The organism is Roseomonas sp. TF40, assembly GCF_057219975.1.
The window spans coordinates 469,588-492,006 of record NZ_JBXVVR010000003.1 but is presented as its reverse complement, the minus strand read 5'-3'; the positions used below and the strand labels follow the sequence as shown (position 1 = coordinate 492,006).

Genomic DNA, 22,419 nt, shown 5'->3' with positions numbered 1-22,419 from the left:
GGGTGCATGAGCCTCTCCCGCCGCGCCCTGCTCGCCCTGCCGGGCCTGACCCTGCTGCCGCGCCGGGTTCGGGCCGATACCGCCTTCCCCGGCGCGGCCTTCCTGCTGATCGCGCTGTCGGACCTGCACTCGGCGCAGGAGCGCGCGCCCGCGCTGCTGGCGGCGCTGGACGCGGCACTGGCCGCCAATCGCGGCGTGCCGGCGCTGATCGCGGTGAATGGCGACGTCTTCGAACGCGGCAATGTGCTGGCGCTGCGCAGCGCGGGCGCGGCCGATTGGGCGCTGCTGCGCGCCTTGCGGGCGCGCGCGCCGGTGGTGCTGAACCTCGGCAACCACGAGACCGCGCTGGCCGATGACCCGGCCGAGGTGGTCGCCCGCGCCCGGGCGCTCGACCTGCTGGTGGTGAGCAACATCGGCGATCCGCGGCGCGGCGCGCCCTATGCGCCGGCGCAGGTCACGCTCAGCCTGGGCGGGCGGCGCGTGGTGGTGGTGGGGATCGCGACGGACGCCGCGGCCACCTACCGCGCCCCGGTGCGCCCGCTGCTTACCCTGCCCGAGCCTGCCGGCTGGGCGGCGGCGAACCTGCCCGGCCTGCTGGCGGGGGCCGATGCGGCGATCCTGCTCAGCCATGCCGGCGTCGCCGCCGACCGCGCCATCCTGCCGCTGCTTCCCGAAGGCAGCCTGCTGCTGGGCGGGCATGAGCATCTGTCCTTCACCCATGCAGCCGGGGCCACGCGCTACCTGCATGTCGGCTCCTGGATGCGCTTCCTGGGCCTGGTGCCCTTCGGCCCGGCGCCGGCGCCGCATCTGGTCGCGGTGGAGCCCGGCGGTGCCGAGGACGCCGCGCAGGCCCGGCTGGTGGCCGAGATCACCGCCGCCCATGCCCGGCCCGAGGACCGGGAGGTGCTGTTCCACCTGCCCGCCCCCCTGCCCCTGCCCGCGGCCGCCCGCGCCGCCTGCGCGGCCATCGCGGCGGCGACGGGCAGCGCGGCCGGGCTGCTCGGCCATACCGGCTTCGGCACCGGCCTGCCGGCGGGCCCCGTGACGCGCTTCGCCTATGACGCCTTCCTCCGCTTCGACGGCGCGCTGGTGCAGGGCGAGGCCGGTGCGGCGGCGCTGGCGGCCATGGCGCCGCGGCTCAACCAGGATGAAGCCGTGCCGCTCGCATCACGGATCGGTGACTTCGCCTATGCGGCACCCTGGCCGCTGGGTGGGCCGGCGCGCCTCGCCGCGAATGGCTGGGTGCGGCTGAATGCGGCGCATTTCCTGGGGGCGGAGGCCCCGGCTTTCGCCCCCGTGCCGGGGCCGATGCTGAAATCCGTGGTGGCTGAGGCGCTTGCGCGGCGCTGAGGAGATAACGTGGCAGGCACGAATATGCCTTGAAATCGTCACGACTCGGGTCCAGCCTTCGTTCTCGTAAGCTCCGCGTCATGTCCGGGGCGACCAAGCCGGCCAGTACGAGCCGCGCGTCACTGGGCGGAAGCGGCAAGGAAATCAGGAGGATTTGGGCGTCATGGACGGGAGTCTCGCGTCCGGCGACTATCTGATGGACCGATTGACCGAGAGGCAGGCCGACCTCGAGCGGCAGATCGCCGTGGAACGCGCCCGGGCCACCCCGGATGAGGCGCTGATCCGCCGCATGTCGCGCGAAAGGCTGCTCGCCAAGGATCGCCTTGCCGCGCTCGCCGGCTGCGCCATGCCGCGCTGGGCCCGGCCGGAAGCCGGGTAACGCCAAATCCCATTGATCGGAACCTGCGGCCGGCGCAGCCGGCCGAGGCGCCGAATGGCGCCCGCCGCCACTCCGGCGCAGCCAAGGGCGCGGAGGCGGCCGCCGGCGACTGAGGGCGGATCGGCCACGATCCGCGGGATATGGCGCAACGCTCAGAACACCGCGCTGAAGGGCAGCACGCGCAGCGTGTCGCCCGGGGCCACCTGCGTCACCTCCTCGGGCAGTTCCGCGAAGGCGTCGCTCTCCACCAGCGAGGAGAGCAGCCCCGCCCCCTCGCGCGGGTATTTGCGCGCCAGCGGCAGGTCCGCGCCCGGCGTGAGTGCCACGCGCACATATTCCCGCCGCCCCGCCTTCTTGCGGTAGCTGAAATCGGCCCGGGCATGGAAGCGCGGCAGCGTCTCGGCCCGCGCGCCGGCGCGCGCCAGCAGCAGCGGGCGCGCCAGGTGCAGGAAGGTCACCACCGCCGCCACGGGGTTGCCGGGCAGGCCGATCACCGGCGTGCCGCCGATCAACCCCATCGCCGCCGGCCGCCCCGGCTTGATGGCGAGGCGCCAGAAGACCAGCGCGCCGCTCTCCCCGATCGCCGCCTTCACATGGTCGGCCTCGCCGGTGGAGACCCCGCCCGAGGTCAGCAGCAGGTCATGCGAGGCCGCCGCGGCGCGCAGGGCGGCAACGGTCGCTTCGGGCTCATCGGGCAGGATGCCGAGGTCGCGGCCCTCGACCGGCAGGGGTGCCAGCAGCGCCAGCAGGGTGAAGCGGTTGGAATCATAGGTCTGCGCCGGGCCCAGCGGCCTGCCCGGCTCGGCCAGCTCGTCGCCGGTCGAGAACACGCCCACCCGCAGCCGCGGCCGCACGCCGAGCCGTGCGAGGCCCAGCGCGGCGGCCAGGCCGAGATCCGGCGCGCTCAGGCGCTTGCCCGCCGGCAAGGCGAGAGCGCCCTGCGCCACATCCTCCCCGGCCGGGCGGCAATTCGCCCCGCGTTTCAGGCCGGGCGGGATGACCACGCCACCTTCCCGCTCGGTCGCATCCTCCTGCATCAGCACCGTATCGGCGCCCTCGGGCATGGGGGCGCCGGTGAAGATGCGCGCGGCCGTGCCGGGCGGCAGCGCCGTGGCGGCCTGCCCGGCCTGGAGACGCAGCGCGAGGGGCAGGGCCGTCTCGCCCGCGGGGGCGAGGTCGGCATGGCGGAAGGCATAGCCATCCACGGCCGCGTTGAAGAAGGGCGGCAGCGGCCCGGGCGCGTGCAGGGCCTCGGCGAGCACACGGCCCAGCGCGGCGCGCAGCGGCACCGTCTCGATACCGTCGATGGCAGGGATTCGCGCCGCGATCAGCGCCTGCGCGTCATCGACCGAGAGCAGCTTGCCGCCGAAGGCGAAGCAATCATCCGATAGCTGCGCCATCCGCCCGCCCCCTTCTCACCCCGCGCGGAACGCCGCGATCGGCGCCGCATGGCGTTCCACCAGATCGGCGATCGCGGCGATCTCGTCCAGATGCGCATGCGGCAGGGGCGTGGGCGGCGCGACATCGGCGGCGATGGCGACGATGGCCGGGTCGTCGGGGTGCAGCCAGGGCTTGGCGTTGGCCGCGCGATGCACCTCGATCTTGGGGTGGCCGTCGCGCTTGAAGCCTTCGACGATCACGAGATCGACCGGGGCGAGCAGCGCCAGGAGCTCCGCAAGGCTCGGCTCGGGCGCGCCGCGATGCTCGGTCATCAGCGCCCAGCGCTGGGCGGAGGAGACCAGCACCTGCCGCGCGCCGGCGCTGCGATGCTCGAAACTGTCCTTGCCGGGGCGGTCCACATCGAAGGCGTGGTGCGCGTGCTTCAGCGTGGAGACGGCGAGGCCGCGGGCATTCAGCACGGGGATGAGGCGTGTGAGCAGCGTGGTCTTGCCCGCGCCGCTCCAGCCCGCCAATCCGATCAGGCGCATCAGGGTTCCTCAAACGAAAAGGGCCGGCCCAACAGCTTGGGCCGGCCCATCACGCGCTCACGCGGCGATCAGTCGGCGCCGGCCGCCTTGGCTCCGGCCGGACCGGCGATGGTGGTCCGCGCCTTGGACATCTCTTCCTCGACCCAGAGGCTGTGATGCTCCTTGGCCCAGTTGAGATCGACGTCGCCCGAGCCCATGGCATCGAAGGCGCCTTCCATGCCGACCGAGCCGATGTAGATGTGGCCGATCATGGCGGCGATCATCAGCACCGAGATCACGCCGTGCACGATGTGCGCCAGCTGCATGCCCGCGATGTCGGTGACCCAGAAGGGGAAGATCAGGATGTAGCCGGAGACGGCCACGGCCGTGCCACCGATCACCGTGATCCAGAACACCATCTTCTGCCCGCCATTGAAGCGGCCCGCCGGGGGATGACCGCCGGCCAGCAGCCCGCCACCGGCCTTGAACCAGGCGACGTCCTTGCCGTTCGGGATGTTGTCCTTCACCCAGATCAGGAACAGCAGCACCACGCCGAGCGTGAAGGGGAAGGAGAGGAAGTTGTGCGCGTACTTCCCCCACTCGCTGATGAGCGTGAAGTTCTCCGGCCCGATCAGCGGCAGCAGCAGATGCCGGCCGAAGGTCAGGTTCAGGCCCGAGATCGCCAGCACGATGAAGCTGCTGGCGGTCATCCAGTGGGCCACGCGCTCGAACAGGCCGAAGCGGCGGATGGTGCGCCCCGACCGGCCGGCATCGATGTGGATGCGCCCCTTGCTCATGTAGAAGAGCACGATGATCGCCATCATGCCGAGCACGGCGACGCCGCCGATCCAGGTCAGCGTGATGTTGTGGAAGTCACGCCAGGACTTGCCTGCGGGCTGGATGAGGCTGCCCGCCTGCTCGTCCGGGATGGAGATGCGCCCGGCGATGCGCCCGCCGGTGAGCGCCTTCATCAGTTCCAGCTCATCCGCCGTGGCGGTGGGTGGCACCGGGTTGGTCGGCGTGCCCGAGACCTGCGCCTGGGCCAGCGCGGGCGCAGCGACGGGGGCCAGCGCCAGGCCGAAGCCCAGCACCAGCATCGCGAGCAGCGACTTCATCTTGGTCATGGTCATTTCCCCCCCGGCGCCGGATCAGGCGCCGACCGTCTCGCGATAGGCGGTGCGCCAGCCCCAGGCACCGGCGCCATAGCCGCGGCGCTGCACGCGCTCGCGATAGATGGTCGCGATCATCGCGCCATCGCCGGCCAGCAGCGCCTTGGTCGAGCACATCTCGGCGCAGAGCGGCAGCTTGCCCTCCGCCAGGCGGTTCGAGCCGTACTGGGTGTATTCCACCACCGTGTTGTCCTGCTGCGGCCCACCGGCGCAGTAGGTGCACTTGTCCATCTTCCCGCGGCTGCCGAAATTGCCGACGCGCGGATATTGCGGCGCGCCGAAGGGGCAGGCGTAGAAGCAGTAGCCGCAGCCGATGCACAGGTCCTTGTCGTGCAGCACCACGGCATCCGCCGTGGTGTAGAAACAGGAGACCGGGCAGACCGCCGCGCAGGGCGCATCCGTGCAGTGCATGCAGGCCATGGAGATCGAGCGCTCGCCGGGCTTGCCGTCATTGATGGTGACGACGCGGCGGCGGTTGATGCCCCAGGGCACCTCATGCTCGTTCTTGCAGGCCGTGACGCAGGCGTTGCACTCGATGCAACGGTCCGAGTCGCAGAGGAACTTCATGCGAGCCATTGGATGATTCCTCCCCTTCTCAGGCTGCGGCGATCTGGCAGAGCGTGACCTTGGTTTCCTGCATGAAGGTCACCGGGTCATAGCCATAGGTGGTCACGGCGTTCACGCTTTCGCCGAGCACGATCGGGTCCGTGCCCTGCGGATAGCGGGGGCGGTGGTCCTGCCCCATGAACTGGCCGGCGAAGTGGAAGGGCATCCAGGCGACGCCGCGGCCCACCCGCTCGGTCACCAGCGCCTTCACCCGGGCGCGGCTGTTGTTCTCGGGACCGGTCACCCAGACCCACTGCCCGTCGCGGATGTTGCGCGAGGCGGCATCGGCCGGGTTGATCTCGACGAACATGTCCTGCTGCAGTTCCGCCAGCCACTTGTTGCTGCGCGTCTCCTCGCCGCCGCCCTCATACTCCACCAGCCGGCCGGAGGAGAGGATGATCGGGAAGTTCGGCGCGACCTGGTGGCTGCGGTTCTGCACGGACACGCCCAGATGCGGCACGCGGAAACCGCGGCGATCGGGCAGCGTCGGATACTGCGCGATCAGGTCGGTGCGCGGCGTGTAGATGGGCTCGCGGTGCACCGGCACCGGGTCGGGCAGGTTCCAGGCCACGGCACGGGCCTTGCCGTTGCCGTAGGGCACGCAGCCATGCTCCATGGCCACGCGGATGATGCCCATCGAGAGGTCGGTGGCCCAGCTGAAGGTGCCGCCATTGCTCTCGATCCAGCCCTTCTCCTCGGCCGTCAGCTCGTCATACCAGCCCAGGCGCTTGAGCACGGCCACCGTGAATTCGGGGTAGCCGTCCGTCAGCTCCGAGCCCTTGGAATAGGAGCCCTCGGCCAGCAGCGTCACGCCGTTGCGCTCCACGCCGAAGCGCGGGCGGAAGGTGCCGCCGCCCTCCTTCACGTGCAGGTTGGTGTTGTAGAGGATGTGGCTGCCCGGATGCTTCCACTCGCCCTTGCCCCAGCAGGGCCAGGGCATGCCGTAGAAGTCACCCGCCACCGGCGTGCCCTCGCGGCCGCGCAGCGTCACCAGGTCGAACTTGTCCTGGTTCGCCATGTGCAGCTTCAGCCGCTCCGGCGACTGGCCCGTGTAGCCCGTGCTGATCGCGCCGCGGTTGATCTCGCGCAGGATGCTCTCCGCGGTCGGCGCGTTGTCCTTGATCTCGAAGGTCTTGAACATCTCGTCGCGGAAGCGGACCGGCATGTTGCGGCGCGCGGCCGCGGCGTCGAGCGCCCCGGCGAGGCGGTAGAGCGCCTCGTAGTCGTTCTTCGATTCGAAGATCGGGTTGACGACCTTGTCGCCCCACTGGACGGAGCGGTTGGAGGCCGTGCGGCTGCCGTCGCATTCGAACTGCGTGCAGATCGGCAGCAGGTAGGTGTTCTCGCGCCGCTGGCCGAGCACCGCGAAGGTGGTCGGATGCGGGTCGGCGACCACCAGCAGGTCCAGCGCCTCCAGGCCCTTCACCGCCTCGGGCATGCGCGTGACGGTGTTGCCGCCATGGCCGAAGACAACCATCGCCTTGAGGTTGTCGCGCTGCTGCACCTGATCCTTGGGCAGCAGCACCGCGTCGAAGTAGCGCGTGCTGGGGATGCCCGGCGTGTTCATCATCGCGGGCGTGTCGAAGCGCTCCCGCAGGCTTTCGAAGGACACGCCCCAGACGCGGCCCCAGTGGCGCCACGCCCCCTCATCCAGCCCGTAATAGGCCGGCAGCGTGCCGACATCGAGGCCGAAATCGGTCGCACCCTGCACGTTGCAGTGGCCGCGGAAGATGTTGGCGCCGGTCCCGGCCGCGCCGACATTGCCGGTGGCGAGCAGCAGGATCGAGAAGGCGCGCACATTCGCCGTGCCCACGGTCTTCTGCGTCGCACCCATGCACCAGATCAGCGTCGAGGGCTTCTGGGTCGCGAACATCTCGGCGACCTTGCGAAGCTGCGCGCCGGGCACGCCGGTCACGCGCTCGACCTCGGCGGGCGTCCACTTCGCGCATTCGGCGCGGATCTCATCCATGCCGTAGACGCGCTGGCGGATGAACTCCTTGTCCTCCCAGCCATTGGCGAAGATGTGGTGCAGCATGCCCCAGATGATCGGGATGTCGGTGCCCGGGCGGATGCGCACATATTCGGTCGCGTGCGCCGCCGTGCGCGTGTAGCGCGGGTCGATCACGATCAGGTTGGCGCGGTTCGCCTCCTTGCCCGACAGCACATGCTGCAGCGAGACCGGGTGCGCCTCCGCCGGGTTGCCGCCCATGATGATCATGGTCTTGGAGTTGCGGATGTCGTTGTAGCTGTTGGTCTGGGCGCCGTAGCCCCAGGTGTTCGCAACACCCGCAACGGTGGTGGAGTGGCAGATGCGCGCCTGGTGGTCGACGCTGTTCGTGCCCCAGAAGGCGGCGAACTTGCGGAACAGGTAGGCGCCCTCATTCGAGAACTTGGCGCTGCCCAGCAGATACACGCTGTCCGGGCCCGAGGCGGCGCGGATCGCCATCATCTTGTCCGCGATCTCGGTCATCGCGACATCCCAGGTGACGCGCGTCCACTGGCCGTTCACGAGCTTCATCGGATACTTCAGGCGGCGGTCACCGTGCACCAGCTCGCGCACCGCAGCGCCCTTGGCGCAATGCGTGCCGCGGTTGATCGGCGATTCCCAGGCCGGCTCCTGGCCGACCCAGACGCCGTTCTGCACTTCGGCGATGACGGTGCAGCCCACCGAGCAATGCGTGCAGATGTTGCGCACGCGCGTCACGGGCTGGGCGTGATTGATCACGCCGGTGGCGGCACCCGCGGCCTGCACGCGCGTCGCCCCGAGCGTGCCGAGCGCGGCGAGGCCCGCCGCGCCGAGGCCGGCCTGCTTGAGGAAGGAACGGCGGTCGAGCCCGCCGGCGGAGAGACCCTGATAGGCGGCGGCCAGGCGCTGGCGCGCGGCCTTGCCTTCGGAGCGCTTGATGAGCATCGCGTTCGGCTCCCTTTGTTCTTATTCGCCGCGGTTGGTGCGGTAGAAGGCCTGCACATGGGCGCTGTCGGCCTTGTAGCGGGCGGCGAGGCGCTGCGCCTCGTTCTCCTTGCGCGCGTCGCGCGCAGGCACGCTGTCGGAGCGCTGCGCGAGGGCGGGCGCCGCCGCGGCGGCGACGGCCGTGCCCAGGCCGAGGGCCTTCAGAAAGCCCCGTCGTACGGCCTTTTCGGCCCCTTGTTCGCTCATCTTCGTGCTCTCCCTGGCAGGAATGGTCAGGCCGGCAGATCCGCTGCGGCGGCCTCGATCTCGACGGCGAGGCGGCCGAGCCGCCCCACCGCCCGGTAGAACACCGCCTGTTCCGCGGCCTCCAGGTCGGCGAAGAAGCGGCCGGCCCAGGGGCGGATGTGGCGGGTGAACAGCGGCAGCGCCGATTCGGGCCCGGGGCCGAAGGCCCCGGCCAGCAGGCCGGCGAAGGTCTCGCAAAGGAAGGCGATGTGGTCTTCCGGCTCGGGCACGCCCTCCGCCCGGCCGACGCCGAGGCGGGCAAGGTCGCCGCGCAGGTCGGCCAGCGGGCGCTCATGCAGGAAGCCGGTGAGGTAGTAGCTGGCATAGGGCAGCAACTCGCCCCGACCGACGCCGATGAAGAGGTTGAAGAACTCGCGCTCCACCGATTCCGGCGTGGCGGCCCGCGCGGCGGCGGAGAGCGCGCCATAGGCCTCGCCCAATTCGCCGGGCCCGAAATTCAGCAGGCGCAGCGAGGCCAGCAGGGAACGGTCCGGCGAGGCGCCAAGCAGACGCCCGAGCAGGGCGAATAGCCGCGCCCGCTCCGCATCCACCGTGTCGATGACGACGCTTTCCTCAACCAATGCCGATGGCCTTTTCCGCCTTCGCGGGAAGCTCCCCAGCCTCCGACGCGTGGCGTTGGTCGCTAAACAATCGCAAATCCGACCAACGCGCAAGTGTTTGGGAAATTTTGCGAATCACTCGCAACTAGCCGCCAGCCCGGCGCTAAGCCGGCAGGGCGGAACCATGCCGGCGGCGCGGCGCGGCGGGCTCGGGCGGGGCGTTCTGCGGCGCCGGCGGGGGGGCTTCGGCCAGGGTCAGGCGGGGCGGGCCGGGCAGTTCGGGCGCAGGGTCGGGGATCGCCTCGGGCGGGGTCTCGGGCGTCGTCGCGCCGGCGGGATCCTCGGGCTTGGCGTCGGGGTCATGACCGACCGCCTGCGCCAGCATCTTGCCGACATCGCCCAGAAGTTCGTTCGAGAAGCCGTTCGGCAGGCCCCCGGGCGCGTTGAAATCCCACTGGTATTCGACGCTGTTGATGAAGTCCCGGATCTCGGGGTCGAGGCTCCACATCCGCCGCAGCGCCGCGTTGCGCAGCCCCGTCGGCACCCCCGCGCGCAGGAAGGGGGTGAGGTCCGAGGCGACTGTCAGGTCCTCGAGCTTCGGCAGACTGGCGAGGTCGATCTCCGGTCCGCCGGGAATGGGGCAGGCGGCGGGTGGCTTGGCCGGCTCGGCCGGCATGTCCGCCGAGGTCTCGGCCTCCGGTGGCGGTTCCGCCGGCGCCGCCTCGGGCTCGGGGGCGAGCTTGCGGCGCGACCAGCGGGCGAGAAAGCCAGCCTTCTCCGCCTCGCTCATGATTCCTCCTCCGCACCGCGCGCCTGCCGGGCCAGGGCCTCGGGGTCCGCCTGGTCGCGCTTGCGCTTCCAGAAGCCGCGCTCCTTGTGGTGCCGGGCGACGAAAGCCTCGACCGTGGCGCGCAGCCGCGGTGGCATGGGCAGGGATTCGAGCAGGTCGTTGCCGGCATCGGCGTGCAGATGCGCCTCGCCCGGGTCGGCGGTGACACTCTGGAGGAGGAAGCCCGATTCGGTCTCCGCCGGGCGCAGCACCACCCAGACCAGCGGCTGGGCGGCTTCCAGATTGTGCTTGTAGTTGGCCGTATCGGTCGGGTGCAGCGCGACCTCGGCATGGCCGGCGAAGAAAAGGGCGCGGCCGTCCGCCTCCTGACGCAGCAGGGTCCAGGGCGGGACCTCGGGGGCGTCTTCCAGCACCTCCACCGCGCGCCAGACATGTTCGGCCCATTGTGTGACACCGCGGCGGCGCTCGGCGATGACGGCGACGCGCAGCAGGAGGCTGTCCGGGTTCACGCGGCCTCCCCCTTGGCCTTCAGCGGCAGGCCGGCGACGAGGTTCTGGGGCTTCATCCGCAGCTTCTGGGCCGGGTCCATCGCCAAGGCGAGGTAGACCGGCCGCCCCGCCACGCGCGGCAGCACGCGCGAGGCCTCGGCGAATTCCAGCACGCCCAGCCAGAGGATCCGCGCAAGCCGCGCCTGCTTCACCTTCTTGCCCTGCCAGAGGTCATTGGCGATGGCGGTGGCCTCGGCATCCAGACCGACATGCCAGGTCCAGTTGTGGTCCTCGATCACCGGCACGGGGCGGATCTTCACCTGCTCGCCGATGACATGGCCGATGAAGGCCTCCAGCGCACGGGCCAGGCCGTGCTGGCCGGGCCGGCCCTCGGCGATGTCGAGGGCAAAGTCATGCGCATCCGACCGCCCGGCGTAGAGATGGCCGTTGTCGTCGGAGAGCACGTCGAGTTCCACCTCGCGCGGCGTCGCCCCGGCCTCGACCAGCAACTGGCCGATGGCGCCGAAGCCGGAATCGGCGGTGCGGTCGGTGAGGTATTCCTCATCGGCCACCAGCAGCGCGCCCTGGTGGATGGCGGCGCGCTGGGTGCGGAAGAACAGCTCGGCGGCGCGGAGCGTGAAGGGATCGCCCACCCCCTCGAGCGCGGCGCGGGTCACCAGATGGGTGAGCATCTGCAGGAAGATCGGCGGGATGCCCGAGACCCCGCCGCGATACAGCGCGAGCCAGGCCGCCTCGAGCGAGGGCTCGGCCATGACGCGGTCGCGGAAGCCCAGGAAGACCTGGAAATTCTCCCGCGCATCGGCATCGGCCAGCGCGGCGATCTCGCCGGGAGGGACGGTGCGGAGCGGGTCCGCCAGCAGGGATGCGTGCAGCGCGCGCTCGGCGTCGCAGGCCTCGGGCGGGGGCACCAGCTCGGGCCGGGCGCAGAAGGCGCGCCAGAGATCGGGCGTGGCGTGGATGCGGCCATGCTCGTCGCGGTCGCAGAGGTGATGGCCGCTCGCGACCCAGAAATCGCCCGGTGCGAGGCCGGCGGGCAGGTTCGTGCTCATGGGGTCAGTCTTGTCAGGTCGGGGCGCTCCACGGGCGCGTCCTCCTCCACCGCCACCAGGCCGAAGACGGGCAGCGTGTTGAACTGGGTGTGCGGCGTGTCGCGCAGATGCAGCGTGCGGAAGGCCTCGCGCACCTCGCCCTCCTTCTCGGAGCGCGTGACGGCAAGCACGGTGCCGACCGGGTGGTCGCACAGGCTCTCGGCGAAGGCGAGTTCCTCGGCCGCGGCGGCGCGGGCGGCGGCGTCATCGGGCGCGCCGTGATGGGCGCGGATGCGCGCGGCCAGCGCGGCCAGCGCGGCCTCGCGCTGCTCGGGCGTGGCCTCCGCCACCTCCACCAGGGTGGACCAGCCGAAGCTGGACAGGCCGAGGAAGCCGCCGCGGAAGGCCTGGCGGCGCTTGCCGGACATGCGCTCGGGCGCTTCCTCCCAGAATTCGAAGCCGCCGGGCACGGCCCATTCGCCCGGCGCGGCGGCGTGCTCGAAGATCACGCTGTCCGAGGCATCGAGGCGAAGCGTGCGCGGGAGCTTCATGCGGGCAGCGCCAGCGATTCGGTGAGGGAGAGCACGTGGCGCGCGCCATCGCGCTCCACCACCAGATCGCCCGAGCCGGGGTCGAGCCCGCGCCGCCCCTCCCCCATGCCGGGCACGGGCTCCAGCCGGGCGAGGTATTTCTCCGCCACGCGCTGGAAGCCGCCGGTGAAGCCGGGACGCTGCCATTCCGCGAGGCCCGCCATCAAATGCCGCGCCCAGGTGGCGGTCAGGTCGGCGGCGCTGAGTTCCTCTTCCGTCCAGCCCTCATCGCGCAGCGCGGTCTGGTCCTTGCCGTGGCCGGGCTCCCAGCCGCGGGGGAATTCGAGCCGCGCCTCGATGCCCGCCACGATCCAGTCCGGTACGGCGTTCTCCGCCAAGCCCGGCGGGGTGGCGAGGCGCGCGCGGCCGACCTCCCCGCCATTGACCACGATGGTCGCGGGCCAGCGCAGCGTCACCGGCACGTCGGGCGGGCCATAGGCGCCGAGCGCGTCGCAGAAGGCGTTCATGGCGGCAAACAGCGCCGGGCGCGCGGCGGCCAGCGGCTGCTCGGGCTCCAGCACCACCGCGGCCTCGACCCGCGCGGCGGAACGCACCCAGACCAGCGTGCCCGCGCCATGCTTGGGGCCGAGCACCTGGGCGCGGGCGAGCGCATCGCCGCCCTCCCGCAGCGCGAAGACGGGGGTGAAGACGCTGGGCAGGTCGGGCAGGCCGGTGGTGACGGCGTTCGGCACGGCGGCGGTTTTCCCTCGCTCACTCGCATTGGGACGGGCCTCGGCATATATGCGCCGGGCACGCCGGGGCCTAGACCCCTGCGGAAATTGGGGAAACCGGCCCGACCATGAGCGTTACAACGAGTCCCACGGCCAGCCCGAAGGGCCGCATCACCTTCGTCTGCAGCTGCGAGGACACGATGCCGATCGACGGCCGTGCCGTCGCCCGCGGCTGCGCGCCCCAATCCGCCGGGGGGGCTGGGGGCGAGATGCGCCAGGCCGAGCAGCTCTGCATCGCCCAGCTCGACCGCTTCATGGCCGCGATGGGCGAGGACCGGCCCGTCACCGTCGCCTGCACCGCCCAGGCGCCGCTCTTCGCCGAGGTGGCCGAGGATGCCGGCTTCACGCGTGACCTGAGCTTCGTGAACATCCGCGAGACCGCCGGCTGGTCGGCCGAGGCGAAGGGCGCAGGGCCGAAGATGGCCGCGCTGATCGCCGCCGCCACGGTGCCGATGCCCGCCACCGCGCTGGTGCCGCTCAAGAGCCAGGGCGTGACCCTGGTGCTGGGCCGCAACGAGGTGGCGCTGGCGGCGGCGGAGAAGCTGGCGGGCACGCTCGACATCACCGTGCTGCTGACCGGCGCCGAGCCCGTCGCGCCCCGCCGCGCCGCCGATTTCCCGGTGGCGCGCGGCCGGGCGCGGGGGGCCACCGGCTGGCTTGGGGCCTTCGAGGTGGTGGTGGATGGCTATGCCATGCCGCGCCCCTCCTCGCGCGGCGCCTATGCCTGGGGTCCGGCGAAGGATGGCGCGAAGAGCGCCTGCGACATCCTGCTCGACCTCACCGGCGGCCCCGCCCTGTTCCCGGCGAGCGAGGTGCGGGAGGGCTATCTGCGCGCCGACCCGGCCGATCCGGCGGCGGTGGCCCGCGCCGTGGCCCGCGCCGCCGAACTGGTGGGCGAGTTCGACAAGCCGCGCTTCGTGAGCTTCGAGGCCTCGCTCTGCGCGCATAGCCGCAACAAGCGCACCGCCTGCACGCGCTGCCTCGACCTCTGCCCGACCGGGGCGATCACGCCGGGGAAGGACAGCGTGCAGATCTCCGCCGAGATCTGCGCCGGCTGCGGCGCCTGCGCCGCGGTCTGCCCGACCGGCGCGGCAAGCTACGCCCTGCCCTCCGCCGAGAACCTCGCGAAGCGCCTGCGCACCCTGCTGCTGACCTACCGCGAGGCGGGTGGCGAGGCGCCGCTGGTGCTGGTGCATGACGCCGACCACGGCGAGCCCCTGATCGACGCCCTGGCCCGCCACGGCGAGGGCCTGCCGGCGCGGGTGCTGCCGCTGCGGGTGAATGAGGTCTCGCAACTCGACCTCGGCTTCTTCCTGGCCGGCTTCGCCTGGGGCGCGGCGCAGATCCGCGTGCTGACCAAGGCGAAGCGCGGCCATGGGCTGGAAGGCGTGCTGCGCAACATCGACTTCACCACCGAGGTGCTGCGTGGCCTCGGCGTGCCGGAGCATGGCGCGCCGCGCGCGGGGATGATCGAGACGGATGATCCCTTCGCGCTGGGTGAGGCGCTGGCCGCCATCCCGCGGCGCGGCCTGCCCTTCCCGCCCGCCACCTTCGCCGCGCTCGGCACATCGCGGGAGATGCTGCGCCTTGCGGGCCGCGCGCTCGCCACGGGGGCAGGCAAGCCCGGCGCGGTGCTGCCCATGCCGGCCCTCGCCCCCTTCGGCGAGGCGCGGGTGGAGATCGCGGGCTGCACGCTCTGCGTCGCCTGCACCTCCGTCTGCCCCACCGGGGCGCTGAGTGCCAATCCCGAGAGCCCGGAGCTGCGCTTCCTGGAGGATGCCTGCGTGCAGTGCGGGCTCTGCGCCACGACCTGCCCGGAGAAGGTCATCACCCTGGTGCCGCGCCTGAACCTCGCGCCCGAGGCCTCGCAGATCCGCGTGGTGAAGGCCGAGGAGCCCTTCTGCTGCGAGCGCTGCCAGAAGCCCTTCGGCGTGAAGTCGCAGATCGAGCGCGTGACGCGCAAGCTGACCGAGAGCGGGCATTGGATGTTCCGCGACGGCAAGCAGCTTTCGGTGCTACGGCTCTGCGAGGAGTGCCGTGTCTTCGCCGCCACCGATGGCGGCATGGACCCCTATGCGGGCGCCCCGCGTCCGGCCACCCGCACCTCCGAGGATTGGCAGCGCGAAGGCGAGGACGATTGATGGCGATGAACCCCCAGATCCTGCTGGCCCGCCGCCCCCAGGGCGTGCCGGTGGCCGAGGATTTCCGGCTGGTCGAGACGCCCCTGCCCGAACCCGGCCCCGGCGAGGTGCTGGTGCGGCACCGCTTCCTCTCGCTCGACCCCTATCAGCGCGGGCGGATGGATGACGCGAAATCCTACGCCAAGCCGGTCGCGCTCGGCGGCGTCATGGAATGCCAGGCCGTGGGGCAGGTCGCGGCGTCCCGCGATCCGGCGTTCCGGGAGGGCGATTGGGTGCTGGGCGGCTTCGGCTGGCAGGGGTTCTCGGCCCGTCCGGCCAAGGCGCTGATCGCGCTCGACCCCCAAGAGGCGCCCCCCTCCACCGCGCTGGGCGTACTGGGCATGCCGGGGCTGACGGCCTGGGTTGGGCTCGAGGATATCGGTCAGCCGAAGGAAGGGGAGACGCTGGTCGTCTCGGCTGCTTCCGGCGCGGTCGGGCAGGTGGTGGGCCAGCTCGGGAAAATCCGCGGCGCGCGGGTGGTGGGCATCGCCGGCGGCGCGGCGAAATGCGCCTTCTTGACGGACACGCTCGGCTTCGACGCGGCGGTGGATCATCGCGGCGACCTCGATGCGCAGCTCGACGCTGCCTGCCCGGAGGGCGTGGATGTCTATTGGGAGAATGTCGGCGGCGCGGTGCAGGCGGCGGTCTTCCCGCGCTTTCGGGATTTCGGCCGCATGGTGATGTGCGGCATGGTCGCGCAGTACAACACCGCGTCCGGCGCGGCGGCGACCGGCGCGCCGCCGGGGCCCAATCTCGGCCCCGTGGTGCGCAAGCGCCTGCGCATCCAGGGCTTCATCGTCAACGACACGGGCTGGCCACGCTACCGGCAGTTCCGCGCCGAGATGCTCGGCCATATCGCCGCCGGGCGCATGACCTGGCGCGAGGATGTGGCGCAGGGGCTGGAAGCCGCGCCGGCGGCCTTCATCGGCATGCTGGCGGGGCGGAATTTCGGCAAGCAGCTCGTGGCCCTGGCGTGAACGACGCGGCCCTCGCCCAGCGCTTCGCCCGGCACCGCTTCCTGCTGTGCTACGGGCTGCTGGGTGAGGTCATGGCCGGGCTCAGGCCGGTCGGCGTGGACTACATGGAAAGCCAGCGCGCCTGGCTTGCGGGGCTCGGCCTCGATGTGGCGGTGGTGGAATTGCCCACCGCCGCGCCGATCACCGCGAATGCGCGGCGCTTGGCGGCGGCGGTGCGGGCCGCACCCGCGCAGGTGGTGCTGGTCGCCCACAGCAAGGGCGGGCTGGAGGCGCTGGCCGCGCTGCTGCGCGCCGATGTCGCTTCGCGCTGCGATGGCTTCATCGCCCTGCAATCGCCCTTCTACGGCTCGCCCGTGGCGGATGCGCTGCTCGGCGGCAAGCCGCTCCGCCTGGCGCTGGACCAGGTGGCGAAGCTGACCGGGCTGGGCAATGGCCGCGGGCTGATGGACCTGACCACCGAAGTGCGCCACGCCTGGATGATGCGCCACCGCGAGGCGATCGAGGCGCTGGTCCTGCGCGTGCCGGTGACGACCATCGCCACCGAACTCGGCGAGGGTGCCGATTGGCGGGAGGGCCTCTACGCTGCCCTCGCCCGCTGGATGGAGGAAGAGGGCGACGGGCCGAATGACGGGCTGGTGCCCGTGGCCTCGGCTCTGCTGCCCGGGGCCCGGCATGTGGTGCTGCCGGGCGGGCACCGCGCCCTGGTCACGGCCGCACCGGGGCGCGACCCGGTGGGCGTGCTCAGGGCGCAGCTTCTGGCCTTGCCTACTCCTTAGCCACCTCCACCAGCACCAGCTCCGAATCCTCGGCCGCGGTGATGGCGAATTCAGCCTCGTCCACGATGCCCGCCCCGTCGCGCGCGCCCAGGGCCACGCCGTTGACGCTCACCGCGCCCTTGGCCGGCACCAGATAGGCGGCACGGTCCGCGCCGAGCTTCTGGACCAGGGTCTGGCCCTTGGCGAGGCTCGCCGCCATCACCGCGCCATCGACGTTGAGCGGCAGCGCGCCCGCGCCGGCATCCTGCGGGCGGCCCGAGGCCAGGACCTCGAAACTCGCCTCGCGCGCCGCCTTGGGGAAGGTCTTCGCCCCCCAGTTCGGCTTGGCGCCGCGCCGGTCCGGCATGATCCAGATCTGGAAGATCTTCGTCGTCTCGGGCTCGAGGTTGTATTCGGAATGCACCACGCCCGTGCCCGCGCTCATGATCTGCACGTCGCCGGCCTCGGTGCGGCCCTCATTGCCCATGTTGTCGCGGTGCGTGATCGCACCCTCGCGGACATAGGTGATGATTTCCATGTCGCGGTGCGGATGCGCGCCGAAGCCGGTGCCGGGCGCGATCTCGTCATCGTTCCAGACGCGCAGGCGGCCCCAGCTCATCCGCGCCGGGTCGTGGTAATTGGCGAAGGAGAAGTGGTGCTTCGCCTTGAGCCAGCCATGGTCGGCGCCGCCGAGGCTCTTGAAGGGACGGATATCGATCATCGGAGGAACTCCTGCCTGTGTTGCCGCGCGAGATAGGGCGCCCCCGGGCCGGATACAGCGGGGGAGAGCCGATCGTCGCCATTCACCGCCTGAATGACGATGTGAGGGCAACGGGCGGATGGCGCCGCGGCGCCCCGATGGCGAGCATGCCGCCACCCCCAAGGAGCCCGCCATGACCCCTTTCCGCTGCGTTCCCATCCCGTCCGAGACCGCCGCGCGCTGGCGCGCCACGGGGCGCGACGACCGGGGCAACCCTGTACAGCGGCGCGTGGTCGATGGCCCGGGCTTCCCCTGCCGCCATTGTCTGCGGCTGGGCGCGCCGGGCGAGACGATGCTGCTCGGCAGCTACGACCTGCCCCGCCCGCAAGGCGTCTACTGGACGCCGAGCCCGATCTTCCTGCACGAACGCGATTGTGAGCGTTTCGACGCCGAGGACGAGATCGCGCCCATCGTGCTGGCGAACGGCATCGTCTCCGTCCGCGCCTATGACGCCGACGATCTGTGCCTCTACGATCTCGGCGCGATCAGTGAAGGGCCGAACGCCGCGCCGATCCTGGCGCGCGCGCTGGCCGATCCGCGCACGCGCCACGTCAACATCCACACCGCCCGGCCGGGCTGCCTGCTGACGGCGGTGGAGAAACTGCCGTCTCAGCCCGCCGTCACCGGCACATGAGGACCGGGATCTCCGCATTCTCCAGCACATGCCGCGTCACACCGCCCAGGATGAGCTGGCGCAGGCGGGAGTGGCTGTAGGCACCCTGGCACATCAGGTCGGCGCCGAAATCGCGCGCCGCGCCGAGCAGCCCGGCGCCAACCTCGCGCGTCGTGGGCTTGAAGGCGACGGCCTCGGCCTCGATGCCGTGCCAGCGCAGATAGGCGCGGATGCCCTCCGCCGCCGGGCCACGGCGCTGGTAGTCATCCGAATAGAGGATCCGCACCGCGCTCGCCCGGTGCAGCCAGGGCAGGGCGGCGGCGACGGCGGCCGCGCTCTCGGCGCTGCCATTCCAGGCCACGGCGACGCGCGTGCCGATGGCCGCGGGTGCCACGCGCGGCGCGATCAGGACCGGCCGGCCGGAATCGAACAGCACGGCGTGCAGCGCATCCGAGGAGGAGACATCCTCATCCGCCTCGGGATGCGGCACCACGGCCATGTCGTAGAGGCGCGATTGCTGCGCCACCACATCCTCCTCCCGCCCCGGGATCGCCTCGAAAGACAGCGTGACGCCGGGCACCTTCAGCGCCGTGTTGGGATCGGGCGCGAGGGTCAGGTCGCCATGCGTTGCGGTGAACTTCTCGAAGAGGCTGCGCACGCGGTTGGCGCGCTCGCCGCTTTCGCGTTCGGTCGCGGCCATCATCTCCTCGATCATCGCGCCCGACAGGCCTTCGCCCGCCAGCGGCGCGACGTCGCGCGCATCGACGCGCACATGCAGGCAATGCAGATGCGCGCTCCAGATCCGCGCGACGGAGAGCGCGGTGGCCAGCGCCGCCTCCCCCGCGGCGGTCCCGGTCAATGGCAGCAGCAGGCGCCGATAAGCCATGGCACCGTCCCCCTGTTCCTGAGTGAGCCTTCCCGCGAAAGTTTATGCCTCACTTTCCGGGTTCAAGGCCAGCAGGGCGCGCGCGGCGGCGCGGGGATCGCCCGCCGCATCGATCCGCTTCCAATCCAACGGACCGGGATCGACCTGTGCGGCCTTCGCCAATACGGCCAGATCGGCATCCGAGGCGTCGCGCCCTTCCGCCTGGCGCGCCGCGACCCGCGCCGCCAGAATCGCGGCGGGGGCTTCGAGCCAGATCCCCTGGAAAGGATGCGCGCCCGCCGCCGCCTGCGCCGCCGCGCGCATCGCGGGGTCGAGGAAGACGGCGTCGAGCACCACGCTATGCCCTGCCGCCAGCGCCGTCGCGGCATCGGCGAAGAGGGTTTCGTGCACGGCCGCACTCACCGCCGGCGCGTAGGCTTCCTGGGGCAATCGCGCCGTGGGCGCCACGCCGAAATGCCGCTTGCGGATCTCGTCGCTGCGCAAATGCACCGCGCCGGGCGCGACGCCGATGCGCGGCGCGAGGTCGCGCGCCAGCCAGGTCTTGCCGGTGCCCTGAAGCCCGCCGATGGCCACCAGTCGGGGTGCAACCGGCGTGGCGTAGCCCTCGGCCGCGGCGAGGTAGCGCAAGCCCTCGCGCCCGGCGCGCGCCTCGACATGGGCGCGCACCATGGCGCGCAGCGCCAGCCAGAAGGGCAGCGGGCCGAGCAGGCCGATATCCCCGCTGCGCGCCAGATAGCGGTTCAGCACGCGGTTCGCGGCCCCACGGCCGCAACGCAACTCAAGGTCCATGACCAGGAAGGCGATGTCGTAGCCGGTATCGGTGATGGCCAACGCCTCATCGAATTCCAGCGCGTCGAAGGGCGTGGGATGGCCATCGAGCAGCACGAGGTTGCCCAGGTGCAGGTCGCCATGGCAGCGCCGCACGCGCCCCTCGGCGGCGCGGGCGCGCAGATCCGGCGCGATGCGCGCGAGCAGCGCCGCCAGGGTGGCGGCCAGCGCCTCGGCCCGCGCGGGGTCGAGGCCGGCGGCGCGGCAGGAGCGGAGATTGCCCGCCAGCACGATCGCCATCCGCGCGCGGCTGTCGAAATCGCGCGGTGCCTCGGGCGCGGCCGCATGCAGCGCGGCCACGGCATCGGCCATCTCATCGAGCATCGCGGGGTCGAGCGCCCCGCGCGCCGCCACGGCAGGCAGGAAATCGGCCGCCGGGAGGGGCGCCATGCGCAGCACCCATTCCACCACCTCCCCCGCGCCGCCCAGCGCCAGCGTGCCGTCCGGCGCGCGGGTGACGGGCAGGATCTCCCGGTAGAGCGCGGGGGCGGCGGGCTGGTTCAGCGCCAGTTCGCGCCGCAGGAAATGCTCCCGCGCGGCGAGGGTCGAGAAATCGAGGAAGTCGTAGCGCACCGCCTTCTTCAGCTTGAAGGCATCGCTGGGCCCGACGAAGACCAGCGAGATATGCGTCTCGACCGGCCGCGCATCGCCCGTCAGCCGCGCGAGCAGCGCGGCGACGGGCTGCTGCGCGGCGGGCAGGCTCACGGGTACAGCATCTCCAGCGCCCAGCCCTCGGCCGTGCGGTGGAAGACGCGGCGCTCATGCAGGCGGAAGGGCATGTCGCGCCACAGCTCGATGCGGCTCGGCACAAGACGGAAGCCGGACCAGTAGTCGGGGCGCGGGATCTCGCCCATGCCGAAGCGCAGGGTCTGCTCGGCCACCGCCTTCTCCAGCGCGAAGCGGCTTTCCAGCGGGCGGGACTGCTTCGAGGCCCAGGCGCCGATCCGGCTGCCCCGGGCGCGGGAGGCGTAATAGGCATCGGCCTCGGCCGCGCTCACCGGCTGGATGCAGCCCTCGACGCGCACCGAGCGCTGCAGCGTCTTCCAGTGGAAGCACATCGCCGCCTGCGGGTTGGCGGCAAGTTCGCCGCCCTTGCGGCTTTCGAGGTTGGTGTAGAACACGAAGCCGCCGCCGGGCCGCGCCTGGTCCACGCCCTTGAGCAGCACCATGCGCGCGGAGGGCCGGCCATCCGGCGTGGCGGTGGCGAGGCAGACGGCGTTGGGGTCGTTCGGCTCGGTCTTCGCGGCCTCTGCCATCCAGGCCTCGAAGAGCGCGATCGGGTCCTCGGTGGTGGGTTGGCGGGTGGGGGGCGGCGTGTCCACGCGGTGTCTCCGACTCTGCGCCGGGTGGGGCGGGTGGGCCGGGAGGACCTGCCGCCCCTTGCCCGGGGAGGGGGCATGTGCCACCACGCCCTGCCCTCCGCAACCAGCCGCCGGACTTCCATCAATGACGGACGCCCCCTCCCCCGAGACTCCCCTGCCGCAGGGCAACCTGATGGCGGGCAAGCGCGGCGTGGTGATGGGCGTGGCCAATGACCGCTCCATCGCCTGGGGCATCGCCCAGGCCTGCGCCGCGCAGGGCGCGGAGATGGCCTTCACCTACCAGGGCGAGGCGCTGGAGAAGCGCGTGCGCCCGCTGGCGGAGAGCATCGGCAGCAAATTCGTCCTGCCCTGCGATGTGACGGACGATGCGAGCGTGGATGCGGTGTTCGCCACGCTGGCCAAGGAATGGGGCGGCATCGACTTCCTGGTCCATGCCATCGGCTTCGCCGACAAGCAGTTCCTGCGCGGGCGCTACATGGACACGCCGCGCGAGGCCTTCCTGCAGGCGATGGACATCTCGGTCTATTCCTTCGTCTCCGTCGCCCAGCGCGCCGTGCCGCTGATGAAGCCGGGCGGCTCCCTGCTGACGATGAGCTATCTGGGGGCGGAGCGCGTGACGCCGCACTACAACGTGATGGGCGTGGCCAAGGCGGCGCTCGAGGCCAGTGTGCGCTACATGGCGGCGGATCTCGGCAAGTCGGGCATCCGCGTGAACGCGATCTCGGCCGGGCCGATCAAGACCCTGGCGGCGAGCGGCATCGGCGATTTCCGCTACATCCTGAAGTGGAACCAGTACAACGCGCCGCTCGAGCGCAACGTGACGATCGAGGATGTCGGGGGTGCGGGGCTGTATCTGCTGAGCAGCCTCTCCTCGGGCGTGACCGGCGAGGTGCACCATGTGGATTGCGGCTACCACATCGTCGGCATGAAGAACCCGGACGCGCCGGATATCGCGACAGTCTGAACGGAGGCTCCGATGCGCCCTGCCCTGCTTGCTGTGATGGCCCTTCTCATCCCCACCGCGGCGCTGGCGCAGGACCCTCCACGCTGCGCTGCCTCCGGCTGGGACCCTCTGCGCACGGCCGATCAGATCATCGCCGACATCGCACGCCACCGCTGCGCGCCGGGCAGCAGGATCGACGTCGCGGTGACTGATCCGGGCCAGGCCGTCCAGCTGACGCATCGCGGCATCTGTGCCCCCGATACCGTGCGCACGCGCGGCGTGAACCCCACGCCCGAGCGCCGGGTCCTGGCGTTGCGCTGCGAGCTGGCGGCGCGTTGAG

General features: G+C 71.7%; 24 protein-coding genes. 8 read left to right on the top strand and 16 right to left on the bottom strand.

Annotated features, from left to right (window positions below; genetic code table 11):
* The first annotated feature begins 6 nt into the window (after positions 1–6).
* Complete coding sequence (locus AC2D9U_RS12270) at positions 7–1,350, top strand: metallophosphoesterase (RefSeq protein WP_484749317.1); 1,344 nt, start codon at positions 7–9, stop codon at positions 1,348–1,350.
* Between the two features lie 163 nt (positions 1,351–1,513).
* On the top strand, positions 1,514–1,729 hold the full coding sequence (locus tag AC2D9U_RS12265) for an HP1242/YdcH family protein (protein WP_484749315.1): 216 nt from the start codon (positions 1,514–1,516) through the stop codon (positions 1,727–1,729).
* Between the two features lie 152 nt (positions 1,730–1,881).
* Here AC2D9U_RS12265 and AC2D9U_RS12260 read toward each other — a convergent pair whose 3' ends face one another.
* From AC2D9U_RS12260 to AC2D9U_RS12205, 12 genes are all read right to left on the bottom strand, one after another.
* The gene (locus AC2D9U_RS12260; RefSeq protein ID WP_484749313.1) at positions 1,882–3,129 is read right to left on the bottom strand and encodes a molybdopterin molybdotransferase MoeA; all 1,248 of its coding nucleotides are present in this window, start codon (positions 3,127–3,129) and stop codon (positions 1,882–1,884) included.
* Between the two features lie 15 nt (positions 3,130–3,144).
* On the bottom strand, positions 3,145–3,657 hold the full coding sequence (gene mobB / locus AC2D9U_RS12255) for a molybdopterin-guanine dinucleotide biosynthesis protein B (RefSeq protein ID WP_484749310.1): 513 nt from the start codon (positions 3,655–3,657) through the stop codon (positions 3,145–3,147).
* A gap of 68 nt (positions 3,658–3,725) precedes the next feature.
* Positions 3,726–4,760 (bottom strand): formate dehydrogenase subunit gamma, encoded by a 1,035-nt coding sequence (locus AC2D9U_RS12250; protein WP_484749307.1) that lies wholly within the window; start codon positions 4,758–4,760, stop codon positions 3,726–3,728.
* A 24-nt stretch (positions 4,761–4,784) separates the two neighbouring features.
* Positions 4,785–5,381, bottom strand: a complete 597-nt coding sequence (gene fdh3B, locus AC2D9U_RS12245; RefSeq protein ID WP_484749305.1) for a formate dehydrogenase FDH3 subunit beta — start codon at positions 5,379–5,381, stop codon at positions 4,785–4,787.
* 19 nt (positions 5,382–5,400) lie between these two features.
* A complete protein-coding gene (locus AC2D9U_RS12240) occupies positions 5,401–8,322 on the bottom strand; it encodes a formate dehydrogenase subunit alpha (protein ID WP_484749303.1) in 2,922 nt (973 codons plus the stop codon).
* 21 nt (positions 8,323–8,343) lie between these two features.
* The gene (locus tag AC2D9U_RS12235; RefSeq protein ID WP_484749301.1) at positions 8,344–8,568 is read right to left on the bottom strand and encodes a twin-arginine translocation signal domain-containing protein; all 225 of its coding nucleotides are present in this window, start codon (positions 8,566–8,568) and stop codon (positions 8,344–8,346) included.
* A 26-nt stretch (positions 8,569–8,594) separates the two neighbouring features.
* Positions 8,595–9,188, bottom strand: coding sequence for a TorD/DmsD family molecular chaperone (locus AC2D9U_RS12230; protein ID WP_484749300.1), 594 nt, complete (start codon positions 9,186–9,188; stop codon positions 8,595–8,597).
* A 142-nt stretch (positions 9,189–9,330) separates the two neighbouring features.
* Positions 9,331–9,957 carry a DUF3306 domain-containing protein gene (locus AC2D9U_RS12225; RefSeq protein WP_484749297.1) on the bottom strand — a complete coding sequence of 209 codons (627 nt, stop codon included), beginning with the start codon at positions 9,955–9,957 and terminating at the stop codon, positions 9,331–9,333.
* Entirely contained in the window at positions 9,954–10,466 is a 513-nt protein-coding gene (locus tag AC2D9U_RS12220) for a DUF3305 domain-containing protein (RefSeq protein WP_484749294.1), read from the bottom strand. The genes AC2D9U_RS12225 and AC2D9U_RS12220 overlap by 4 nt, the downstream gene beginning before the upstream one ends.
* Positions 10,463–11,515 (bottom strand): DUF6352 family protein, encoded by a 1,053-nt coding sequence (locus AC2D9U_RS12215; RefSeq protein WP_484749291.1) that lies wholly within the window; start codon positions 11,513–11,515, stop codon positions 10,463–10,465. The genes AC2D9U_RS12220 and AC2D9U_RS12215 overlap by 4 nt, the downstream gene beginning before the upstream one ends.
* On the bottom strand, positions 11,512–12,045 hold the full coding sequence (locus AC2D9U_RS12210; RefSeq protein WP_484749288.1) for a DUF6505 family protein: 534 nt from the start codon (positions 12,043–12,045) through the stop codon (positions 11,512–11,514). The genes AC2D9U_RS12215 and AC2D9U_RS12210 overlap by 4 nt, the downstream gene beginning before the upstream one ends.
* Positions 12,042–12,776: a biotin/lipoate--protein ligase family protein gene (locus AC2D9U_RS12205; protein WP_484749286.1), complete on the bottom strand. Its 735-nt coding sequence runs from the start codon at positions 12,774–12,776 to the stop codon at positions 12,042–12,044. Before AC2D9U_RS12205 ends, AC2D9U_RS12210 begins: the two co-directional genes overlap by 4 nt.
* Before the next feature lie 107 nt (positions 12,777–12,883).
* On the opposite strand from AC2D9U_RS12205, the gene AC2D9U_RS12200 reads away from it, so the two are divergent.
* Genes AC2D9U_RS12200 through AC2D9U_RS12190 form a run of 3 tightly spaced genes read left to right on the top strand, consistent with a single transcriptional unit; the run spans position 12,884 to position 16,748 of the window.
* Complete coding sequence (locus AC2D9U_RS12200; protein ID WP_484749284.1) at positions 12,884–14,956, top strand: 4Fe-4S dicluster domain-containing protein; 2,073 nt, start codon at positions 12,884–12,886, stop codon at positions 14,954–14,956.
* A 5-nt stretch (positions 14,957–14,961) separates the two neighbouring features.
* Positions 14,962–15,972 carry an NADP-dependent oxidoreductase gene (locus tag AC2D9U_RS12195; RefSeq protein WP_484749282.1) on the top strand — a complete coding sequence of 337 codons (1,011 nt, stop codon included), beginning with the start codon at positions 14,962–14,964 and terminating at the stop codon, positions 15,970–15,972.
* Positions 15,969–16,748 carry a hypothetical protein gene (locus tag AC2D9U_RS12190; RefSeq protein WP_484749281.1) on the top strand — a complete coding sequence of 260 codons (780 nt, stop codon included), beginning with the start codon at positions 15,969–15,971 and terminating at the stop codon, positions 16,746–16,748. The genes AC2D9U_RS12195 and AC2D9U_RS12190 overlap by 4 nt, the downstream gene beginning before the upstream one ends.
* On the opposite strand, the gene AC2D9U_RS12185 is transcribed toward AC2D9U_RS12190, so the two are convergent.
* On the bottom strand, positions 16,738–17,448 hold the full coding sequence (locus AC2D9U_RS12185) for a pirin family protein (protein ID WP_484749278.1): 711 nt from the start codon (positions 17,446–17,448) through the stop codon (positions 16,738–16,740). The two genes, AC2D9U_RS12190 and AC2D9U_RS12185, sit on opposite strands and share 11 nt — an antisense overlap.
* Positions 17,449–17,620: 172 nt before the next feature.
* On the opposite strand from AC2D9U_RS12185, the gene AC2D9U_RS12180 reads away from it, so the two are divergent.
* Positions 17,621–18,121: a DUF1203 domain-containing protein gene (locus tag AC2D9U_RS12180; RefSeq protein WP_484749277.1), complete on the top strand. Its 501-nt coding sequence runs from the start codon at positions 17,621–17,623 to the stop codon at positions 18,119–18,121.
* On the opposite strand, the gene AC2D9U_RS12175 is transcribed toward AC2D9U_RS12180, so the two are convergent.
* Genes AC2D9U_RS12175 through pdxH form a run of 3 tightly spaced genes read right to left on the bottom strand, consistent with a single transcriptional unit; the run spans position 18,108 to position 21,070 of the window.
* Positions 18,108–18,986: a universal stress protein gene (locus AC2D9U_RS12175; protein ID WP_484749275.1), complete on the bottom strand. Its 879-nt coding sequence runs from the start codon at positions 18,984–18,986 to the stop codon at positions 18,108–18,110. The genes AC2D9U_RS12180 and AC2D9U_RS12175 overlap by 14 nt on opposite strands.
* A gap of 42 nt (positions 18,987–19,028) precedes the next feature.
* Positions 19,029–20,519 carry a bifunctional aminoglycoside phosphotransferase/ATP-binding protein gene (locus AC2D9U_RS12170; RefSeq protein WP_484749273.1) on the bottom strand — a complete coding sequence of 497 codons (1,491 nt, stop codon included), beginning with the start codon at positions 20,517–20,519 and terminating at the stop codon, positions 19,029–19,031.
* Positions 20,516–21,070 carry a pyridoxamine 5'-phosphate oxidase gene (gene pdxH, locus AC2D9U_RS12165; RefSeq protein WP_484749690.1) on the bottom strand — a complete coding sequence of 185 codons (555 nt, stop codon included), beginning with the start codon at positions 21,068–21,070 and terminating at the stop codon, positions 20,516–20,518. Before pdxH ends, AC2D9U_RS12170 begins: the two co-directional genes overlap by 4 nt.
* A 190-nt stretch (positions 21,071–21,260) precedes the next feature.
* Between pdxH and fabI the strand changes: the two genes are divergently transcribed.
* Together fabI and AC2D9U_RS12155 are read left to right on the top strand one after the other, a co-directional pair.
* Positions 21,261–22,100 (top strand): enoyl-ACP reductase FabI, encoded by an 840-nt coding sequence (fabI, locus tag AC2D9U_RS12160; protein ID WP_484749272.1) that lies wholly within the window; start codon positions 21,261–21,263, stop codon positions 22,098–22,100.
* A 36-nt stretch (positions 22,101–22,136) separates the two neighbouring features.
* Positions 22,137–22,418, top strand: a complete 282-nt coding sequence (locus AC2D9U_RS12155) for a hypothetical protein (protein ID WP_484749269.1) — start codon at positions 22,137–22,139, stop codon at positions 22,416–22,418.
* Position 22,419 lies beyond the last annotated feature (1 nt).

Excerpts from the sequence above, each read along its gene's own strand:
- AC2D9U_RS12270 (WP_484749317.1), top strand. The coding sequence starts at position 7 with ATGAGCCTCTCCCGCCGCGCCCTGCTCGCCCTGCCGGGCCTGACCCTG.
- AC2D9U_RS12265 (WP_484749315.1), top strand. The coding sequence starts at position 1,514 with ATGGACGGGAGTCTCGCGTCCGGCGACTATCTGATGGACCGATTGACC.
- AC2D9U_RS12260 (WP_484749313.1), bottom strand. The coding sequence starts at position 3,129 with ATGGCGCAGCTATCGGATGATTGCTTCGCCTTCGGCGGCAAGCTGCTC.
- mobB (WP_484749310.1), bottom strand. The coding sequence starts at position 3,657 with ATGCGCCTGATCGGATTGGCGGGCTGGAGCGGCGCGGGCAAGACCACG.
- AC2D9U_RS12250 (WP_484749307.1), bottom strand. The coding sequence starts at position 4,760 with ATGACCAAGATGAAGTCGCTGCTCGCGATGCTGGTGCTGGGCTTCGGC.
- fdh3B (WP_484749305.1), bottom strand. The coding sequence starts at position 5,381 with ATGGCTCGCATGAAGTTCCTCTGCGACTCGGACCGTTGCATCGAGTGC.
- AC2D9U_RS12240 (WP_484749303.1), bottom strand. The coding sequence starts at position 8,322 with ATGCTCATCAAGCGCTCCGAAGGCAAGGCCGCGCGCCAGCGCCTGGCC.
- AC2D9U_RS12235 (WP_484749301.1), bottom strand. The coding sequence starts at position 8,568 with ATGAGCGAACAAGGGGCCGAAAAGGCCGTACGACGGGGCTTTCTGAAG.
- AC2D9U_RS12225 (WP_484749297.1), bottom strand. The coding sequence starts at position 9,957 with ATGAGCGAGGCGGAGAAGGCTGGCTTTCTCGCCCGCTGGTCGCGCCGC.
- AC2D9U_RS12215 (WP_484749291.1), bottom strand. The coding sequence starts at position 11,515 with ATGAGCACGAACCTGCCCGCCGGCCTCGCACCGGGCGATTTCTGGGTC.
- AC2D9U_RS12210 (WP_484749288.1), bottom strand. The coding sequence starts at position 12,045 with ATGAAGCTCCCGCGCACGCTTCGCCTCGATGCCTCGGACAGCGTGATC.
- AC2D9U_RS12200 (WP_484749284.1), top strand. The coding sequence starts at position 12,884 with ATGAGCGTTACAACGAGTCCCACGGCCAGCCCGAAGGGCCGCATCACC.
- AC2D9U_RS12195 (WP_484749282.1), top strand. The coding sequence starts at position 14,962 with ATGAACCCCCAGATCCTGCTGGCCCGCCGCCCCCAGGGCGTGCCGGTG.
- AC2D9U_RS12185 (WP_484749278.1), bottom strand. The coding sequence starts at position 17,448 with ATGATCGATATCCGTCCCTTCAAGAGCCTCGGCGGCGCCGACCATGGC.
- AC2D9U_RS12180 (WP_484749277.1), top strand. The coding sequence starts at position 17,621 with ATGACCCCTTTCCGCTGCGTTCCCATCCCGTCCGAGACCGCCGCGCGC.
- AC2D9U_RS12175 (WP_484749275.1), bottom strand. The coding sequence starts at position 18,986 with ATGGCTTATCGGCGCCTGCTGCTGCCATTGACCGGGACCGCCGCGGGG.
- pdxH (WP_484749690.1), bottom strand. The coding sequence starts at position 21,070 with ATGGCAGAGGCCGCGAAGACCGAGCCGAACGACCCCAACGCCGTCTGC.
- fabI (WP_484749272.1), top strand. The coding sequence starts at position 21,261 with ATGACGGACGCCCCCTCCCCCGAGACTCCCCTGCCGCAGGGCAACCTG.
- AC2D9U_RS12155 (WP_484749269.1), top strand. The coding sequence starts at position 22,137 with ATGGCCCTTCTCATCCCCACCGCGGCGCTGGCGCAGGACCCTCCACGC.